14 protein-coding genes are annotated in these 16,267 nt (G+C 50.6%); 7 read left to right on the top strand and 7 right to left on the bottom strand.

Annotated features, from left to right (window positions below; genetic code table 11):
• Positions 1 to 2 precede the first annotated feature (2 nt).
• From ygjJ to ebgR, 5 genes are all read right to left on the bottom strand, one after another.
• Positions 3 to 1,073 carry a protein YgjJ gene (ygjJ, locus tag BEA93_RS20135; protein ID WP_000671503.1) on the bottom strand — a complete coding sequence of 357 codons (1,071 nt, stop codon included), beginning with the start codon at positions 1,071 to 1,073 and terminating at the stop codon, positions 3 to 5.
• 140 nt (positions 1,074 to 1,213) lie between these two features.
• Positions 1,214 to 2,647 carry an amino acid permease gene (locus tag BEA93_RS20130; RefSeq protein ID WP_001285444.1) on the bottom strand — a complete coding sequence of 478 codons (1,434 nt, stop codon included), beginning with the start codon at positions 2,645 to 2,647 and terminating at the stop codon, positions 1,214 to 1,216.
• A 62-nt stretch (positions 2,648 to 2,709) separates the two neighbouring features.
• Entirely contained in the window at positions 2,710 to 3,159 is a 450-nt protein-coding gene (locus BEA93_RS20125) for a beta-galactosidase subunit beta (protein WP_001517130.1), read from the bottom strand.
• Positions 3,156 to 6,248, bottom strand: a complete 3,093-nt coding sequence (gene ebgA, locus BEA93_RS20120) for a beta-galactosidase subunit alpha (RefSeq protein ID WP_105224988.1) — start codon at positions 6,246 to 6,248, stop codon at positions 3,156 to 3,158. Before ebgA ends, BEA93_RS20125 begins: the two co-directional genes overlap by 4 nt.
• Positions 6,249 to 6,431: 183 nt before the next feature.
• Entirely contained in the window at positions 6,432 to 7,415 is a 984-nt protein-coding gene (gene ebgR, locus BEA93_RS20115) for a transcriptional regulator EbgR (RefSeq protein WP_000212448.1), read from the bottom strand.
• 218 nt (positions 7,416 to 7,633) lie between these two features.
• On the opposite strand from ebgR, the gene BEA93_RS20105 reads away from it, so the two are divergent.
• Positions 7,634 to 7,966, top strand: coding sequence for a tRNA-binding protein (locus BEA93_RS20105; protein ID WP_000450593.1), 333 nt, complete (start codon positions 7,634 to 7,636; stop codon positions 7,964 to 7,966).
• 43 nt (positions 7,967 to 8,009) lie between these two features.
• Here the strand turns inward: BEA93_RS20105 and ygjG are convergent, their stop codons facing one another.
• Positions 8,010 to 9,389: a putrescine aminotransferase gene (gene ygjG, locus BEA93_RS20100; RefSeq protein WP_032141512.1), complete on the bottom strand. Its 1,380-nt coding sequence runs from the start codon at positions 9,387 to 9,389 to the stop codon at positions 8,010 to 8,012.
• A gap of 418 nt (positions 9,390 to 9,807) precedes the next feature.
• Between ygjG and aer the strand changes: the two genes are divergently transcribed.
• A complete protein-coding gene (aer, locus tag BEA93_RS20090; RefSeq protein WP_001517126.1) occupies positions 9,808 to 11,328 on the top strand; it encodes an aerotaxis sensor receptor Aer in 1,521 nt (506 codons plus the stop codon).
• Positions 11,329 to 11,445: 117 nt separating this feature from the next.
• Here aer and nfeR read toward each other — a convergent pair whose 3' ends face one another.
• Entirely contained in the window at positions 11,446 to 12,075 is a 630-nt protein-coding gene (gene nfeR / locus BEA93_RS20085; protein ID WP_105224989.1) for a DNA-binding transcriptional regulator NfeR, read from the bottom strand.
• A gap of 277 nt (positions 12,076 to 12,352) precedes the next feature.
• Here nfeR and nfeF point away from each other — a divergent pair, with 277 nt between their 5' ends.
• The 5 genes from nfeF to BEA93_RS20060 form a co-directional block, all read left to right on the top strand.
• On the top strand, positions 12,353 to 13,117 hold the full coding sequence (gene nfeF / locus BEA93_RS20080) for an NADPH-dependent ferric chelate reductase NfeF (RefSeq protein ID WP_000185302.1): 765 nt from the start codon (positions 12,353 to 12,355) through the stop codon (positions 13,115 to 13,117).
• Positions 13,118 to 13,401: 284 nt separating this feature from the next.
• Positions 13,402 to 14,823, top strand: a complete 1,422-nt coding sequence (locus BEA93_RS20075) for a tyrosine-type recombinase/integrase (RefSeq protein ID WP_105224990.1) — start codon at positions 13,402 to 13,404, stop codon at positions 14,821 to 14,823.
• Positions 14,820 to 15,428, top strand: coding sequence for a hypothetical protein (locus BEA93_RS20070; RefSeq protein WP_105224991.1), 609 nt, complete (start codon positions 14,820 to 14,822; stop codon positions 15,426 to 15,428). The genes BEA93_RS20075 and BEA93_RS20070 overlap by 4 nt, the downstream gene beginning before the upstream one ends.
• A 172-nt stretch (positions 15,429 to 15,600) precedes the next feature.
• Positions 15,601 to 15,774 carry a helix-turn-helix domain-containing protein gene (locus tag BEA93_RS20065; RefSeq protein ID WP_077630326.1) on the top strand — a complete coding sequence of 58 codons (174 nt, stop codon included), beginning with the start codon at positions 15,601 to 15,603 and terminating at the stop codon, positions 15,772 to 15,774.
• 44 nt (positions 15,775 to 15,818) lie between these two features.
• The coding region (locus tag BEA93_RS20060; RefSeq protein ID WP_172955106.1) for an antA/AntB antirepressor family protein at positions 15,819 to 16,267 on the top strand (449 nt) is incomplete at its 3' end.

The raw sequence follows: 16,267 nt of genomic DNA, 5'->3' as shown, positions 1-16,267 counted from the left end.
TATTACCAGTAAAAATATTGCATCAGGAAGAGTTGGTCGCTGGGATCGTGAGAGGCATTTTTCATGTAGAAGCGGCTGTCAAAAGCCGTAGCGAAACGTCCGCCACCGTATTCGTACCAGATACCAAACTGCATGAAAGAGGTGGTTTCATCGTCTGCGTGGTCAGGGCGATGTCTGGCGTAGGTGTAAGCGGTGGAGAGATAAATGCCTTTTAACGCTTCATACATGGCGCTCACCATCATCCCGCTTTCACTTCCCGGTACGTCCAGCCCGTCGGCGCGTCCGGTATGGTGCCAGGCGCGTGCGGCGAAGTTAGGGGTAAGCAGGCCAGTGAGATAAAGCTGTCCTGTGCCGTCGGTAATTTCCAGACCGTTCATCCAGGTGATGCCTTCGGCAAGGTCATACTGGATGTAACCGTTCATCATTGCCGGATAGGTGTATTTATCGTCGTAGCGATCGTATTTGCCAAAATGCAGCCAGGCTTTGCTTTCGTCATGATGTCCGGCAGGTGTGGCGGTGACGCTATAACGAAAATTACCGGTTAGGTTTTGTACCTTCAGCGCGGTCATAATGTCACGGGTATTGGGAATGACGTAGCCCAGATCGGGCGTGAAATCGCCCCACCATTGCAGGTCATCCAGTGAGGAATCCTGACGCAGACTCAGCATGATTTCGGTGCCATCATTGGTACGATAACCGCCATAGAAACGGTTAATCCCACCTTCAAAACCGCCCCAGCTATGGTCAGGCACCCATGCATTGCCGTCGTGGTCGGCCTGCACGGTCCAGCCTTCACCGTAAATCAGGCCGAACCAGGAGCCATACTTCATCTCCAGGCCACCTTCAATATAGGTGCCGTCACTGTATTTATGTTTATTCTCACCCTCTAAATCCATATATCCACCAACCCCTAATTCGCCGTAAAAACGAAATGAAGGAGAAGACGTCGAAGTAATCGCGGGTGTTTTTGTGTCGTCATGTTCTGCCGGACGTGCTTCATCAGCGGCCGCAAAAAACGCGTAGCAAAACGGCAGAGCAACTAATGCTCTGCAAGGCGTACTATTAAATTTCATAATGTTAATCCATGAGCTAAAGAAAAAGTACAGCCTTTTATCGACATAATTAATAATGTTAAAAATACTCAGGCAGAAACTATTTTCCCTCTCCCCATCCAGGAAGAGGGAAAATGCCTGCTCATTTTTTATTAGTCTGCTTAATCCACGTTGTTGGCTGGCGTCGCTTCAATATGGCGTTCTTCAGCCGTTAATCCTTTTATATATTTGCTGTATTTCCACCACGCAAAGCCGAGGAAAATAACAATACCGCCGACGTTATAAAAAATGATGGTCAGAATATTTGCACCGGTCGGGAAGGTCGAGGCGACAAATCCTACGGCAAATATCGCAATCAGCATTGAAACAACGATAATACCGGTGCGACGGGAACCCATACGGAAATCACGTGGCAGGTGATCTAATTTGGCGCGTAAATTCAGATAGGCCAGCATGATGAATAACGGCGGAAGCATGGACGCTGCCGCGGTCATATTAATAATAGTATTCATTAGATCCTGCACGGTATTGGAGCCGAGCATCGGGATAATCATCAGTGGGATCACGATCAGGAACTGGATCCACGCCGCGCGTGCCGGAACGCCGTTTTCGTTCAGTTCGACGGTTTTCTTACCAAAGATCCCTTCCGGGATTTCGGAGAAGAAAATTTTCACCGGCGTTGCGGTCCACATCAGCAGGGAACCAAACATCGCGGTAAAGGACACAAGGCCAACAAAGCGGTTCATTAATGCTTCCGGCAGACCAAAGTATGCGGCCATGCCGTGGAATACCTGCACCGATCCGCCAGTAAATTTCAACTCTTTGCTGCTGACGAAGACGTTAATCAGCACCGAGGAGACGGAGTACAGTACACCGATAAAAATCCCGGCGAGGATGATCACTTTAACGAACGATTTCGAGCCGCCTTTAACGTCGTTAACGTACACAGCAACGGACTCTGCGCCGCCTGCGGCCATAAAGATCCAGGTGGTAACGCCGAGGAACGCCCAGTTAAAGTTCGGGATCATCGCGTCAACGGTGATGGGGTCTGCAGGTTGTACGCCGCCAACCAGCGCCGTACCTGCCAGTAAAATGTAGGAGAGCGTTAACAGCAGCATCAGCGTTGAAGTAACGGAGGTGATTGGTCCCAGCATTTTCGCCCCGTTGGTGGAAACCCATGTGGAGAAGGCGAACAGCACCATGCTGATAATGGTGGTGGCAACTGGCGTCATAATATATTCGTAGCCGAGGAAGGCATACGAGGCGTAAGCAATAACGCGCGGCAATAATGAGGTGAAAAAGAACAGGTTCACGAACCAGTAGGTATAGGCAGTAATAAATGCCCAACGTCCGCCCAGCGAACTTTTTACCCATGCGTAGACACCAGCTTCCGAGTTTTTATTTAACGAAACAAATTCTGCGATGATCAGACAGAAGGGAATAAAATAAAAAATCGTCGCGAGGAAAAACATCGGTGCCGAGGCCAGTCCAAGCTCAATATTATTATTGATGACGTTATTAAAGCTATAAACGGCGGCAAAAGTCAGCGAGAGCAAGCCGAATTTGCCGATTGTATTACGTTTGGTATCAGACATAACACATCTCCGAAAATGAGTAGGGTAGCGGTGGCGGCAAACTCCTTTTGCCGCCGTAGTTGTTATTTGTTATGGAAATAACCATCTTCGATGGTGACTTTGAGAACGACCTTTTTGACTGCGTTATTACAGATAAACCGATACGCTTCATGGTTATCGCAAATAATGATTTGCCCTTCATGAACTTCAACGGTTTCTCCGCAGCCCTTTAAATATTCACGGTCAGTTTCATCGCGATAATATTCCACGACCTGTAACATCTCTTTCGGTGCATATTCAATTTTTTGCTGCCCTTGCAGGTAGTAATGCACTTCAAAATAGCGGCGATGTCCGGTAAATAACGCATCAGTCGCGGAGTCGTTTTCCACTCGATAGGTCAATGAGTCACCGATGGAGTGGGCGACGCCAGGCTGAATATTGTCGATATTTTCAATCGCTTCAACGCAGCGTTGCCACTTCTTGCCAGAGGCGTAAATCTGGCGGAACTGTTCTAAGTTATCGATGATCCTCATTGCTTATTCTCGCTGTGCAAATTCGTGGAAAAGAACCCTGCGCCGAACTCATGCGACGCCAGGCTTTGCGCGGTGGCTTCTCCGCCAGAAACTGGCAGCAACGTAAAGCCGTAGCTGAAGTCACGGAACCAGACGCGCCAGGAGTCCAGCACCTCGCTACCCCAGGAGTTGGAGCCGAGGCCAAGCAACTGGTGATCGAGGTTCAGAGTGATGTCATCGCTGCGCCGCAGCTCGTTGCAGTGCTGGGCTGCGTGGATGTTCTCCTGGGTATAGTGCCAGGCGCTGAAGTTAATCGGGCGCTGCGGAACCACCAGCAGACCGCTGCCGTGGCGGTTAGTCAGTGCCGCCCAGCGGACATGCTGGCGGTTGCCGTTGTTCTGCGGGAAGGGATAGTTCTCGAACATGGCATCGACGTTGCTGCGCCAGATATCGATGATGTTAGCCTGCTGGCTGTCGGCGTAGTTTTCGCCCGGTCCACGTCCGTAATACGCCACCTGATCGTATTCGCCGTTAATTCCCATGGTGAAACCGATGCACGGAATGATGTGCGGATAGTCGCCGTAACGTTCGCCGGAAAGTGCCACGTTAACCTGACCATCGGCAGCGATGCGCCAGATGTAGGTGCAGCGCATCCCGAAGTCAAACACCGGCGGAGCAATAACCGTGCGGCTGATGATCAACACCTCGCCATCACTTTGCTCAACGGCAAAGTCGCGCAGATGCTCCTGCATGATCTGCAAATGATTCGGTTGCCACAGTCCTTCGTACTCCTGCTTGTGGTTGTCGATCATTGGCTTGAAGAAGTTGATCTTTGGCTCGCGAGTCAGCAGTGATTCGCCATTCACCTGCCATGACGTCGGTTTGCCAGTCAATTTTGAGAAGGTGATTGCGAAGTTGTAGCCGCGAACGGTGCAGCTCAAACGTTCATCTTCCAGCGTCAGCGGATGGGCGTTATTCGGCGCGAAAGGCACAGGCTGCGCAGTGTTTTCCTTCAGCGGGAACTGATAAGTGGCGATAGGGTGCCCGGCGTCGCTGTAGCGAGTGCGGGAATCTTTGGTCACCGTAATGTTGAGAAACGCTTCGCGGGTGTCCAGTTGCGGCAGCGTGATGTGCAAGGGGGCTTCGCTGTTCGGCGCAACGTCGCGCAGCTTAATTTGCTGCGTCGCGAGCGTTTCACCTTCGGCGCGCACGTCTACGTGCAGGGTGTAGTCATCAAGCGTGGTAAACCACAGTTTATTTTCGACGTTCAGTTCGCCGCGATTCAGATCCAACGCGTGAATTTTTACCGGCGCGATAACCTGTTTGTACTCTTTCAGACCCGGCCCCGGTGTCTGATCGGAATAGATCAAACCATCAAGACAGAAGTTATAGTTGTTGGGATAGTCGCCGTAATCGCCGCCGAATTTATACCAGACGTTGCCGTTGTCATCCTGCGCCTGGATCCCGTGATCACACCACTCCCAGACATAATGCCCCTGAATGCAATCGTGCTTATAGAAGACGTTCTGGTATTCCGTCAGCCCGCCAGGTCCGTTACCCATCGCATGGGCGTATTCACAGATGATGCGCGGTTTTGGATGCGGGTATTCACCAAACTCATTCATCAGCGGCACGCGGGTGTACATGGTGGAAATAATATCGACCACTTCAGCATCGCGATCTTCTTCGTAGTGAACCAGGCGCGTGTCATCCAGCGCCTTCGCCGCGTGGTACATCGCGCGGATGTTACAGCCATAGCCGGACTCGTTGCCCAGCGACCAGATGATGATCGACGGATGGTTTTTCTGCGCGTGAATATGACGAACGATGCGCTCGACGTAGACTTTTTCCCACTGCGGATCGTCGGTAATGCGGCTGATATCACCAACGTTAGCAAAGCCGTGCGATTCGACGTCGGTTTCCGCCATTACAAACAGGCCGTAGATATCACACAGTTCGTAAAAACGCGGATCGTTCGGGTAGTGAGCAGTACGCACAGAGTTGATGTTGTGTTGTTTCATCAACTGGATATCTTTCTCAACGCGATCTATCCCAACGGCGCGGCCTTTGCGATGATCGTTGTCGTGGCGATTGACGCCGTGCAGCATCACATAACGGTTATTGATCCAGAACAGACCGTCGCGCACTTTGATATCACGGAAGCCAACGCGTTGCGGCACCACTTCCAGAACATTGCCGTTGGCATCTTTCAGCGTCATGACCAGATGGTAAAGATAAGGGGATTCTGCTGACCATTGCTGCGGCTGTTCGACAGTAAAAGCAAAACTGGCGCTGGTCAGTTTTTCAATTGCCAGGTGATTAATGGCGCTGCGGTGCACCACGCGTTCGCCGTCGAACAGGGTATATTCCAGCGTCGTTACGGCAGGGGAGGCAGCGAGATTTTCCAGCACCACTTCGCAGGAAAGTGTGGCGTCGCAATAGGCTTCGTCAAAGTCGGTACGCACGGTGAAATCGTTAATGTGCGTCAGTTGTTTACCGATCAGATAAACATCGCGGAAGATCCCCGCCGACCACCACATATCCTGGTCTTCCACGTAGGTGGAGTCAGCCCACTGCATCACGCGCACACACAACAGGTTGTCGCCGGTTTTAACCATCGTACTGATGTCAAACTCTGCGGTCAGGCGACTGCCCTTGCTGAAGCCAACATACTGACCGTTAACGTAGACTTCAAAATAGGTTTCGACGCCGTCAAATTTAATCAGCGTCTGTTTACCCTGCCAGCCGTCGCTGAGGGTGAAAATACGTTGATAGGCACCGGTTGGGTTATCGCTGGGAACAAACGGCACATCGATGGGGAATGGAAAACCTTCGTCGGTATATTGCAGTTTGCCGTGACCTTCCATTTGCCACATGGCGGGGACGGTGATGTGCCCCCAGTCAGCCATTAGCTCAGAGGTGAAGGCTTCTGGCACTTGCAGCGGATGATCAAAAAAATGGAAATTCCACTGACCGCTTAAAGGCAGAAACAGGCTGCTGGTTTCGCGGGCAAAGGTACGTGCCTGCGCAACAGAATCATATGAAAAAAAGTACGCACGCGGCGTAAGTCGGTTTTCGTGGGTGAGCTGAATGTTTTCCCAGCGATTCATAGGGCCTCCCGGTAGAGAGAAATCGGAACCATTTATGGCGATGGTAGTTTGTGTAATTGATGGGGAGTTTAGTAAAATTTTTACTAAAAAGTAGCAGGTAAATGCATTTACTTTAACTGGATCACGAAAATAAACGGCAGCACTGTCCGGCAAAAACGATTGCCAGACAGTGTGTGAGGGGATTTAGCGGGTTGTACCGCGCAGTTTTAATTTGCTGGGAACGAAGACTAGCAGCGGCAGCGCGCGACCATCGCGAGCCTTTTCATACACCAGATTAACGCCCTGGCTTCCCATCATCTCGGAATGGATTCGCACGGTTGAGAGCGGCGGAAAGGTAAATCGCGCGGTAGGAATGTCGTTAACGCTGATAAGCGAAATATCCTGCGGGATGTTCAGGCCACGTTCATGAATTGCCCGTAGTACGCCGATAGCAATGGAATCGGAAGCGACAAACAATGCCTTCGGGTAGTTTTCCCGCGCCAGCATTTGTTTTGCCAGTTCATAGCCTGACGAGCTGGAAAAACCGCCGCGCCAGATATCCTCTTCGCGCACAACGTGCTTGAGATGACCATACTCGACAAATGCCGCTTCGCGAATATCTGCTTTGCCTGGCTCGTCTTCGCCGCCAATAAAACCGATGCGATTTACACCCTGAGCAATATAGAAATCGATGATTTCTTTACTGATGCGTGCCAGATCGATATCTACCGCATCGTAATTGCTGCCTGGCTCGTGAAAGTCGATAAAACAGATATTATCGGTTAACGCACTGGCGGCGGCGCGTAGGGCAGGCGTGGGCTTGCCGACAATTAAAATGCCGGTGACGTTTTTAATGTCCGGCAAGCCGTTGTGCTCATAACAGTTGGTCAGTTCGATCGCCAGCTTTTCGCACTGGGTTTCAATGCCGTGACGGATCGCCAGATAGTAAGGGTCGTTGATCTCCAGCTCCTGCTGGTAGCTGTAGATGGCCAGAATATGGTGCTGGTTGACTGCGCCAGTCTGTAATTTACGGGCGCTGCTGGTCTTGTACTCCAGCTTTTCTGCGATCTCCAGAATGCGATGTTTCGTCTCTTCCTTTACATTCAATGTCGGATCGTCATTTAAGACCCTGGATACTGTCGCCAGGGATACGCCAGCTTCGATTGCGATGTCTTTTAGTGTTGCCATGTTTACCTTTTTTACTTTCCCTGATGTGCGCCTTCATTGTAGAGGAAGTGCTTATTGGGTCACCTGTTTTCAGTAAATAAAGCGCGTTTCTTTGACGCTGTAACGGTAACACAGTGGCTTACGAATGTGATCACGCCTGCATTCTCTATTTTTAGCCTACAGGATTCAGAAAAACTTTTGCTATAGTTTAGTAAAATTTTACTTGAAGGGGAGAAACAATGGAAACCGTGGCTTACGCTGATTTTGCGCGTCTGGAAATGCGTGTCGGGAAGATTGTGGAAGTTAAACGCCATGAAAACGCCGACAAGCTGTACATCGTACAGGTTGATGTCGGTGAAAGAACGCTGCAAACCGTGACCAGCCTGGTGCCGTACTACCGCGAAGAAGAGCTGATGGGTAAAACGGTGGTGGTACTGTGCAATCTGCAAAAAGCAAAAATGCGCGGTGAAACCTCGGAATGCATGCTGTTGTGTGCAGAAACTGATGACGGCAGTGAAAGCGTGTTATTAGCGCCGGAGCGGATGATGCCTGCGGGTGTGCGTATCGTATAAAAAATGGCGGATGGCGAATTTGCCTCGCTATCCGCCATCGGTATTACGCCTCTTCGACACTTACTCGCATGGCGGCCAGCGCCTTACGCGCCGCTTTGATCACCTGCTCACACTGTTCAATGCTCAGTGTCAGTGGCGGTTCAATGCGGATCGTTTTGGCATTGTTGAGCGTTCCGGCAACCAGCACGCGCTGGCGGAACATCTCGCTGGCAAAGTTGTAGCCGATTTCGTTATCAACAAACTCAATCGCCATCAACATTCCTTTGCCGCGCGCGTCCTGCACCAGATCGGGATATTCCCGCGCCAGTTGACGGAAACCGTCCAGCAACATATCGCCTTTTTGCTCAGCCTGGGCCGGTAAATTCTGTTCCAGCAACACGTTGATGGTTGCCAGCGCTGCCGCACAGGCCAGCGGGTTGCCGCCAAAAGTGGTGGTATGCAGAAACGGATTGTCGAACAGCACTGAGAATACCTCTTCGGTGGCGATGGTCGCGCCAATCGGCATTACGCCGCCGCCGAGGGCTTTCGCCAGGCACAGGATGTCCGGCTGAACGTTCTCATGTTCGCAGGCGAACATCTTGCCCGTGCGCCCCATGCCCGTTTGCACTTCATCGAGGATCATCAGTGCGCCGAACTCATCGCACAGCTTACGTACGGCGGTGAGATAACCCGGCGGCGGCAGAATTACACCACCTTCGCCCTGAATTGGCTCAAGGATCACTGCGGCAACATCATCACCGGTTTTTTTGCACTCGCTAAGGGCTGTGCGCATGGCTTCAATATTGCCAAACGGTACATGACGGAAACCCGGCAGCAGCGGCATAAACGGTTTGCGGAAGGTCGATTTCGCCGTGGCCGACAGTGCGCCAAGCGATTTGCCGTGGAACGCGCCGCTGGTAGCAATAAAAGTAAATTTGCCGCGCGGTGACTGATAAGCCTTCGCCAGTTTTAGCGCCGCTTCAACGGACTCGGTGCCGCTATTACAGAAGAAGCTGTATTTCAGTTTACCGGGCGTCAGCGCGGCAAGGGTTTTCGCCAGCATCGCCCGTAACGGATCGAGCAACTCCTGGCTATGCAGTGGCTGTTTCGCAAGTTGATTCTGTACGGCGGAAACTACAACTGGATTACGGTGCCCCACGTTGAAAATTCCAAAACCTCCCAGGCAGTCAATAAACTCCTGTCCCTGGGTGTCGACAAGCGTATTTAAACCTCCCGCTTGCCACTCTACGGCTCCGTAATCCCCGCCAGCGGTAACAGATTTGCGATACTCTAAAAATCCCGGATTGACATGTTCTTTGAAGTATTCAATCACCTCCCGGTTAAGTGCTTTCATCTCCTCATGATCCAGCGTTCGCTTTTCAATGAGATTCAGGGCGTGGGCGCTGCACGCTAAAGCCGATGCGCTCGAAGGTAACCTGTTCAAAATATGCTCCGGAGGCTCGCGTATCACATGATACCGATTTAAGTATTGCAGGGATTGCGCCACTCCGGCTGCGATTGCGAAAATCGGGATAAACACAAATGCGGCAATCATCTGTGCAACATTTAATGCTGATTGTTAACATTTGTTGTTATTTGGTACGATTTCTATCGAGTATGGATTTTGCGCTTGTTATGTAAATGCACTCTTTCAGGGCAGCAAATGCCTGTTTTTTGGGCAATGTAATTAATGTTATCGCATAGTAACATGGTGAAAGTATTTTAAATCAATGAATTACATTTTGTGCTTTAATCGCAAATTGCGATCTAAATCAAATTAAACCGCTAAAGATAACCGCGCCGGGGCCGACATAACTTCCGACAAGAAGTTAACAACAATATAACCTGCACAGGACGCGATTATGTCTTCTCATCCGTATGTCACCCAGCAAAATATCCCGCTGGCTGACGATACCACTCTGATGTCTACTACCAATCTACAAAGCTATATCACACATGCTAATGACACTTTTGTGCAGATTAGCGGCTATACATTGCGGGAGTTACAGGGGCAGCCGCATAACATGGTGCGCCATCCGGATATGCCGAAAGCGGCCTTTGCTGATATGTGGTACACCCTGAAACAGGGGGAACCCTGGAGTGGAATCGTGAAAAATCGGCATAAAAATGGCGATCATTATTGGGTGCGGGCGAACGCGGTGCCGATGGTGCGCGATGGCAAAATCAGTGGCTATATGTCGATTCGCACGCGGGCGACGGATAAAGAGATCGCAGCGGTAGAGCCGCTGTACAAGGCGTTGAATGTCGGGCGCACAAATAAGCGTATCCATAAAGGTTTAGTGGTGCGTAAAGGCTGGTTGGGAAAACTCCCTTCATTGCCGCTTCGCTGGCGGGCGCGTGGAGTGATGGCGCTGATGTTTATCGCGCTGGCGACCATGCTCTGGTTTGCCGCCGCACCAGTGGTGAATTATTTCCTCTGTGCGTTAGTGATGCTGTCAGGAATTGCCTGTTTTGAATGGCAGATTATTCGTCCGATAGAAAATGTCGCCAGCCAGGCGCTGAAGGTGGCGACCGGTGAGTGTAACAGTGTTGATCATCTGAATCGCAGTGATGAACTGGGGTTGACGTTGCGGGCAGTAGGGCAGCTTGGTTTGATGTGCCGCTGGTTGATTAATGACGTATCAAGCCAGGTTTCCAGCGTCAGAAGCGGCAGTGAAACGCTGGCAAAAGGCACCGATGAACTTAACGAACATACTCAGCAGACGGTAGATAATGTTCAGCAAACGGTAGCGACCATGAATCAGATGGCAGCGTCGGTAAAACAGAACTCTGCCACGGCTTCGGCTGCCGATAAACTTTCTATTACCGCCAGTAATGCGGCAGTGCAGGGCGGGGAAGCGATGACCACGGTGATCAAAACGATGGATGATATTGCAGACAGTACTCAGCGCATTGGCACTATTACTTCGCTGATTAACGATATTGCTTTTCAGACCAATATCCTCGCGCTGAATGCGGCGGTGGAAGCGGCGCGTGCCGGAGAGCAGGGTAAAGGTTTTGCGGTGGTTGCGGGCGAAGTACGTCATTTAGCCAGCCGCAGCGCCAATGCTGCCAACGATATTCGCAAGCTGATCGATGCCAGTGCTGATAAGGTGCAATCCGGTTCACAACAAGTGCACGCTGCCGGACGGACGATGGACGATATTGTGGCGCAGGTGAAAAACGTAACTCAGTTGATTGCTCAGATTAGCCATTCAACGCTGGAACAAGCTGATGGGCTTTCCAGTCTGACCCGTGCGGTAGATGAGCTTAACCTGATTACCCAGAAAAACGCCGAGCTGGTGGAAGAGAGCGCGCAGGTGTCAGCGATGGTTAAACACCGCGCCAGCCGACTGGAAGACGCGGTGACGGTGCTGCATTAATCGGTATGCCGGATATCGTGGTTGGTACACAATGCCTGATGCGATGCTGGCGCATCTTATCAGGCCTACGGGCGCGTAGGCTGATAAGGCGTTCACGCCGCATCCGGCAATCGGTGATTAATCCAGTTGCGTAATATCAAAAGCGGCGCGGTCAATTACCGCAATGATCTTTTTTATCTGCGCGTCGCTGATGTCACACTGGTTGACACGTAAGTCCAGCACCGCTTTAAAATTATCCAGCGCCCGCTTCATTTGCGGGTTCTGGCGTAGCGCAGCGCCAACGCAGCGGGCTTTGATCCGTTCTTCAATCATTTCCACTTGTTCGCGATTTTCTTCCAGCCACTGCGCGCCCTGTTCGGTCAGCGCAATCTGCTTCTTGCCGCCTTCTTCTTCGCGGATGGTAATCAGCGACTGCTCCTGGAGAAAATCCAGCGTCGGATAGATGACGCCCGGACTTGGGGTGTAATTTCCCTGGGTCAGATTCTCAATCGCTTTAATCAACTCGTAACCGTGGCTGTCATCGCGTGAAAGAATATCCAGAATCACCAGACGCAATTCACCGTGACCAAAGAAACGCTGCCGACGACCACCGCCGCGACCGTGACGACCACCGCAGCATTGACCATGCTCGTGCTCATGCTGATGACCGTGCCCGCAGTGCTCGTGTTCTGACTTCTCACCTTTGCAGCAGCCTTCATGGCGTGGCTGGCCTTCATGTTTACAACACCCTTCGTGATGATGGCTCATAATCAGCCTCCTGTTGCTTAATTAGATATATCTAATTTATATCTAATGTGAACATTACTGCAAGTGTAAAAATGATTTTTAAACGCAGATGTGCTCAACATGTAGGCCGGATAAGGCGTTCACGCCGCATCCGGCAGCCTTGCTATGGTGCTGAATGCCTTCACATACTTCAGATATATCAATTCTACAAATTGCTTGCATTTATCATGATTAGCAATCATTATCATTTGTGAATTTTATTTAGATATATCTGATTACCATCACGAAGGCGATAACAATGACTAACTCTCCCCGCTACCCACAGCGCGTTCGAAATGATCTGCGCTTCCGTGAACTGACTGTGTTACGTGTTGAGCGTATCAGCGCCGGTTTTCAGCGTATTGTCCTTGGCGGCGAGGCGCTGGACGGTTTTACGTCGCGCGGCTTTGACGATCACAGCAAACTCTTCTTTCCTCAAACTGACGCTCATTTTGTGCCGCCAACAGTAACGGAAGAAGGTATCGTCTGGCCGGAAGGACCGCGCCCGCCGTCGCGTGACTATACGCCGCTGTACGATGAACAACGCCATGAACTGGCGATCGATTTCTTTATACACGACGGCGGCGTCGCCAGCGGCTGGGCGATGCAGGCGCAACCAGGCGATAAACTCACGGTGGCCGGACCGCGAGGTTCGCTGGTGGTGCCGGAGGATTACGCGTATCAGGTGTATGTCTGCGATGAGTCCGGAATGCCTGCACTGCGCCGCCGCCTGGAAACGTTGAGCAAACTTGCCGTTAAACCGCAAGTTACTGCGCTGGTCAGCGTGCGGGATAACGCCTGTCAGGATTATCTCGCGCACCTTGACGGTTTTAACATCGAATGGCTGACGCATGATGAGCAGGCGGTGGACGCGCGTCTGGCGCAGTTGGCAATTCCTGCCGATGATTACTTCATCTGGATAACCGGTGAAGGAAAAGTGGTTAAGAATTTAAGCCGTCGCTTTGAAGCGGAACAGTATGATCCACAACGGGTACGCGCAGCGGCTTATTGGCACGCGAAGTGATTGAACAGAAAGAAAAAAACAAAAGGCTGACGATTTCTCGTCAGCCTTTTGCTGTGTCTGGTGGCCCCTGCTGGACTTGAACCAGCGACCAAGCGATTATGAGTTGGTTGATAACCCTTTACTTACAGATACTTAGTGATACTTTTCAATACCTTGGCATTTTTTAAAACTACTGTATAAATACCTGTATATACCCCTAAATACTTCTTTACGGTATCCTATAGGTATCCTAGAGCAGAACAAGCGATTTTCCAGGATGCCAGATCGCTTGGTGGGGTGTATGAGTGAAATTATTCAGATTCTCTAAAGTAAAAATTGCAGAACTGCCAACGCCGGAACATGGACAGGTCGAATATGGTGATACGGAGGTTAACGGGCTGCGTGTCCGTGTGGGTTCGTCTGGTGTGAAAAGTTTCTGCATTTCCCGTAAGCGTAACGGAAAATTTATTCGTGCAACGCTGGGGCGTTTTCCCGATCTGAGTGTGGACAATGCCAGGGCTAAAGCTATGGAACTCCTTGGAGAGGTCGCCACAACGGGGAAAAACCCGAACATAGCGAAGCGCACGAACAACAAGGCCATGATAACGCTGAATGAGGCGCTTGAAGCCTACATAAAAAATCGTGGCCACCGCCTGAAACCCGCCACAGAAAAACAGTACCGCAGCATATTACAGAATTATTCCGGTGACTGGATGGCCCATACCCTCGCCAGTATTACCCGCGAACGGGTGGAACAGCGGCATAAGGCTGTCACAGACGGGGCTGTATGGTTCGGTGCTGATAAAACCACGTTACGGGCTGGGGTTGGCACAGGAAGCAAGGCACAGGCCGATTTATGGGCGCGTGCGCTGCGTGCCGTGTGTCGGTTTGCGCATGATCATTACCGTGATGATGCGGGTAATACTCTTTTACCGGATCCGCCGACGCTGGTACTGAGTACCAAACGACAGTGGCACGGAACGGTAAGAAAAACGGAACGTATCCGCCTGCATGATTTTCCCCGCTGGTTTGCTGCTGTAGCTGCTGTACGTGACCAGGGCGAACAGGAAAGGGATGATATAGCGGTAACGGTATGCGATGCCGTGGAAATGGCGCTTTTTACCGGGCTGAGGAAATCAGAAATTTTTGGCCTTACGTGGGATCGCGTGAATATGGGCGGTCGTTTTTTCTGGATAGACACCACGAAAAACGGGGATCCGCTCGAATTGCCGATTACTGATACGTTGCGGGAAATGTTCCGCCGCAGGCTGAAAATAAAAAACGCTGATGATGTTCTGGTGTTTCCTGGTGTGAAGGGAGTGATTCAGGAGACACGGCACATCATAGACCGGATAAGCGCGGCTACCGTTCCAGAGTCGAACGATGAAATGCTCTCCACTGTACCATTCAAATGGCACGATGCGCGCCGGACGTTCGGGACGGTTGCTGAGCTGGTGGGCGTGGGTAATTACATCCTCAAGCGCTTGATGAATCACCGCACTATGCGAAGTGCTGACGTAACGCAGGGGTATTTACATTTTGGTGCTGATGAACTGCTGGAGCCAGCGTCACGGATAGAACGGGCAATTCTGGAACATGCCGGGCTGGTGGAGAGTAAAAAATCTATCGATGCGCAATTGCTTTCCGCACTGGAGAGCATGGGTGATGATGAAAAACGTCGCTTGTTGTTTGACTTATTAAATCAGCAAAAGGCTATTGAGAAATGAGCTACTTAGATAGAGTTGATGCTGAATACGTCGAAATGCTAATGGCGTTGAGAATAATGGAACATGATCGTGCTTATCGATCTGCTGAAGAACATGTTGAACTTCTTGATAGAGAGCTTAAATATAAAACAATTAACGAAAGGCTATGGATTGCCAATAAGTTATCACAAATGAAATTTTCGGCAAAACACAGGGATCTACAAACATTACTTAAAGCGACAAACGTATTAATTGCGTTGGGTTATAACGAATTGGGAAAAGAATTAGGAACATTCACTGAAAAATTTCATCTCCGCATGAATTTATCAGAAACATATGTTGATCATATTATTGATGGAGCAATAAAGAAGCACCGGAGCGATTCAGCTTCCGGCCCCCGCCACCATTTGCATGACGAGATAGTCGCCATCATGAAAGCAACATGGAAAAAAGAGCCAGCATTATCCAGAACAAAAATGATTGCGAAGCTGTCGCGTCGGTATGAGGGCCGGATAAGCGAGGAAACAATCAAGTACTGGATAAAAAGCGAAAAACTAGCCCCACCGCCACCGCCTGGTAAAAAGTACAAAGACGCGAAGTTAGTGATCCCGCCAGAGTACGCATAAAAATTTTTTTATCAGCCAGGGTAAAAGCAGCTATTCCCCTGGCTTACCTGCTTTCCCCTGGGAAAATCTGCTTTTCACCTTACCGCCCTCACAGCAAAAAACTAAAGTAATCCACGGTAACAATAGGTAATACGTGGAGTTACTTGTGAACGTAATCAATTCTCAAGAAAAAATGACCCGCAAAGAAGCCGCCGAGCATTTGGGGGTAAGTGTCCAGACGCTGGCGAACTGGGCCTGTACTGGTAAAGAAAAAATCCCTTTCCATAAGCTGGGGCGCAAAGTGCTGTATATGCGCTCTGATCTCGATGCTTATCTTGCATCCACTCGCAGAACGCAGACGGCATAACCACCAGCAAACAAAAGTAACTTAATTCGATAGCAGGAGTTTTTATGAAACTGCGAAAAACGCCCGTACAGGGGCAGGGCTTCGTTCGGCCTGAAAACCAGAGCCAACAAAATTTCGGCGAAATTATCCCGGTTATTTCTGGCGTTATTGGCAGGCGTGAAACCAATATTGTTAGCGCCAGAGCGTTGCATAAGGCGTTAGGTGTAGGGCGCGTTTTCCGTTCGTGGATCAAGGGGCGCATTGAAGAATACGGCTTCACGGAAAGCGTGGATTATGAGGTTGTTGAATATTTGAGCCGACCCGATCCGGTGAGCGCAAAATCTCGCCAGCAAACAGCTCTTGAGTACATCATTACCGTGAACATGGCGAAAGAACTGGCGATGGTCGAACGCACCGAACAGGGCCGCGCCGTTCGCCAGTACTTCATCAAATGCGAGGAGGAGCTACACAAGGTAGCGCCAGTGCGTTCCGCAGCGTTACGCCGGGAACTGAA

The sequence above is a fragment of the Escherichia sp. MOD1-EC5950 genome, assembly GCF_002965345.1.
GTDB lineage: Bacteria > Pseudomonadota > Gammaproteobacteria > Enterobacterales > Enterobacteriaceae > Escherichia > Escherichia marmotae.
This window is presented reverse-complemented; position numbering and strand designations above follow the sequence as displayed.

Coding starts and splice junctions, on each gene's coding strand:
- ygjJ (WP_000671503.1), bottom strand. CDS start 1,073: ATGAAATTTAATAGTACGCCTTGCAGAGCATTAGTTGCTCTGCCGTTT.
- BEA93_RS20130 (WP_001285444.1), bottom strand. CDS start 2,647: ATGTCTGATACCAAACGTAATACAATCGGCAAATTCGGCTTGCTCTCG.
- BEA93_RS20125 (WP_001517130.1), bottom strand. CDS start 3,159: ATGAGGATCATCGATAACTTAGAACAGTTCCGCCAGATTTACGCCTCT.
- ebgA (WP_105224988.1), bottom strand. CDS start 6,248: ATGAATCGCTGGGAAAACATTCAGCTCACCCACGAAAACCGACTTACG.
- ebgR (WP_000212448.1), bottom strand. CDS start 7,415: ATGGCAACACTAAAAGACATCGCAATCGAAGCTGGCGTATCCCTGGCG.
- BEA93_RS20105 (WP_000450593.1), top strand. CDS start 7,634: ATGGAAACCGTGGCTTACGCTGATTTTGCGCGTCTGGAAATGCGTGTC.
- aer (WP_001517126.1), top strand. CDS start 9,808: ATGTCTTCTCATCCGTATGTCACCCAGCAAAATATCCCGCTGGCTGAC.
- nfeR (WP_105224989.1), bottom strand. CDS start 12,075: ATGAGCCATCATCACGAAGGGTGTTGTAAACATGAAGGCCAGCCACGC.
- nfeF (WP_000185302.1), top strand. CDS start 12,353: ATGACTAACTCTCCCCGCTACCCACAGCGCGTTCGAAATGATCTGCGC.
- BEA93_RS20070 (WP_105224991.1), top strand. CDS start 14,820: ATGAGCTACTTAGATAGAGTTGATGCTGAATACGTCGAAATGCTAATG.
- BEA93_RS20065 (WP_077630326.1), top strand. CDS start 15,601: ATGACCCGCAAAGAAGCCGCCGAGCATTTGGGGGTAAGTGTCCAGACG.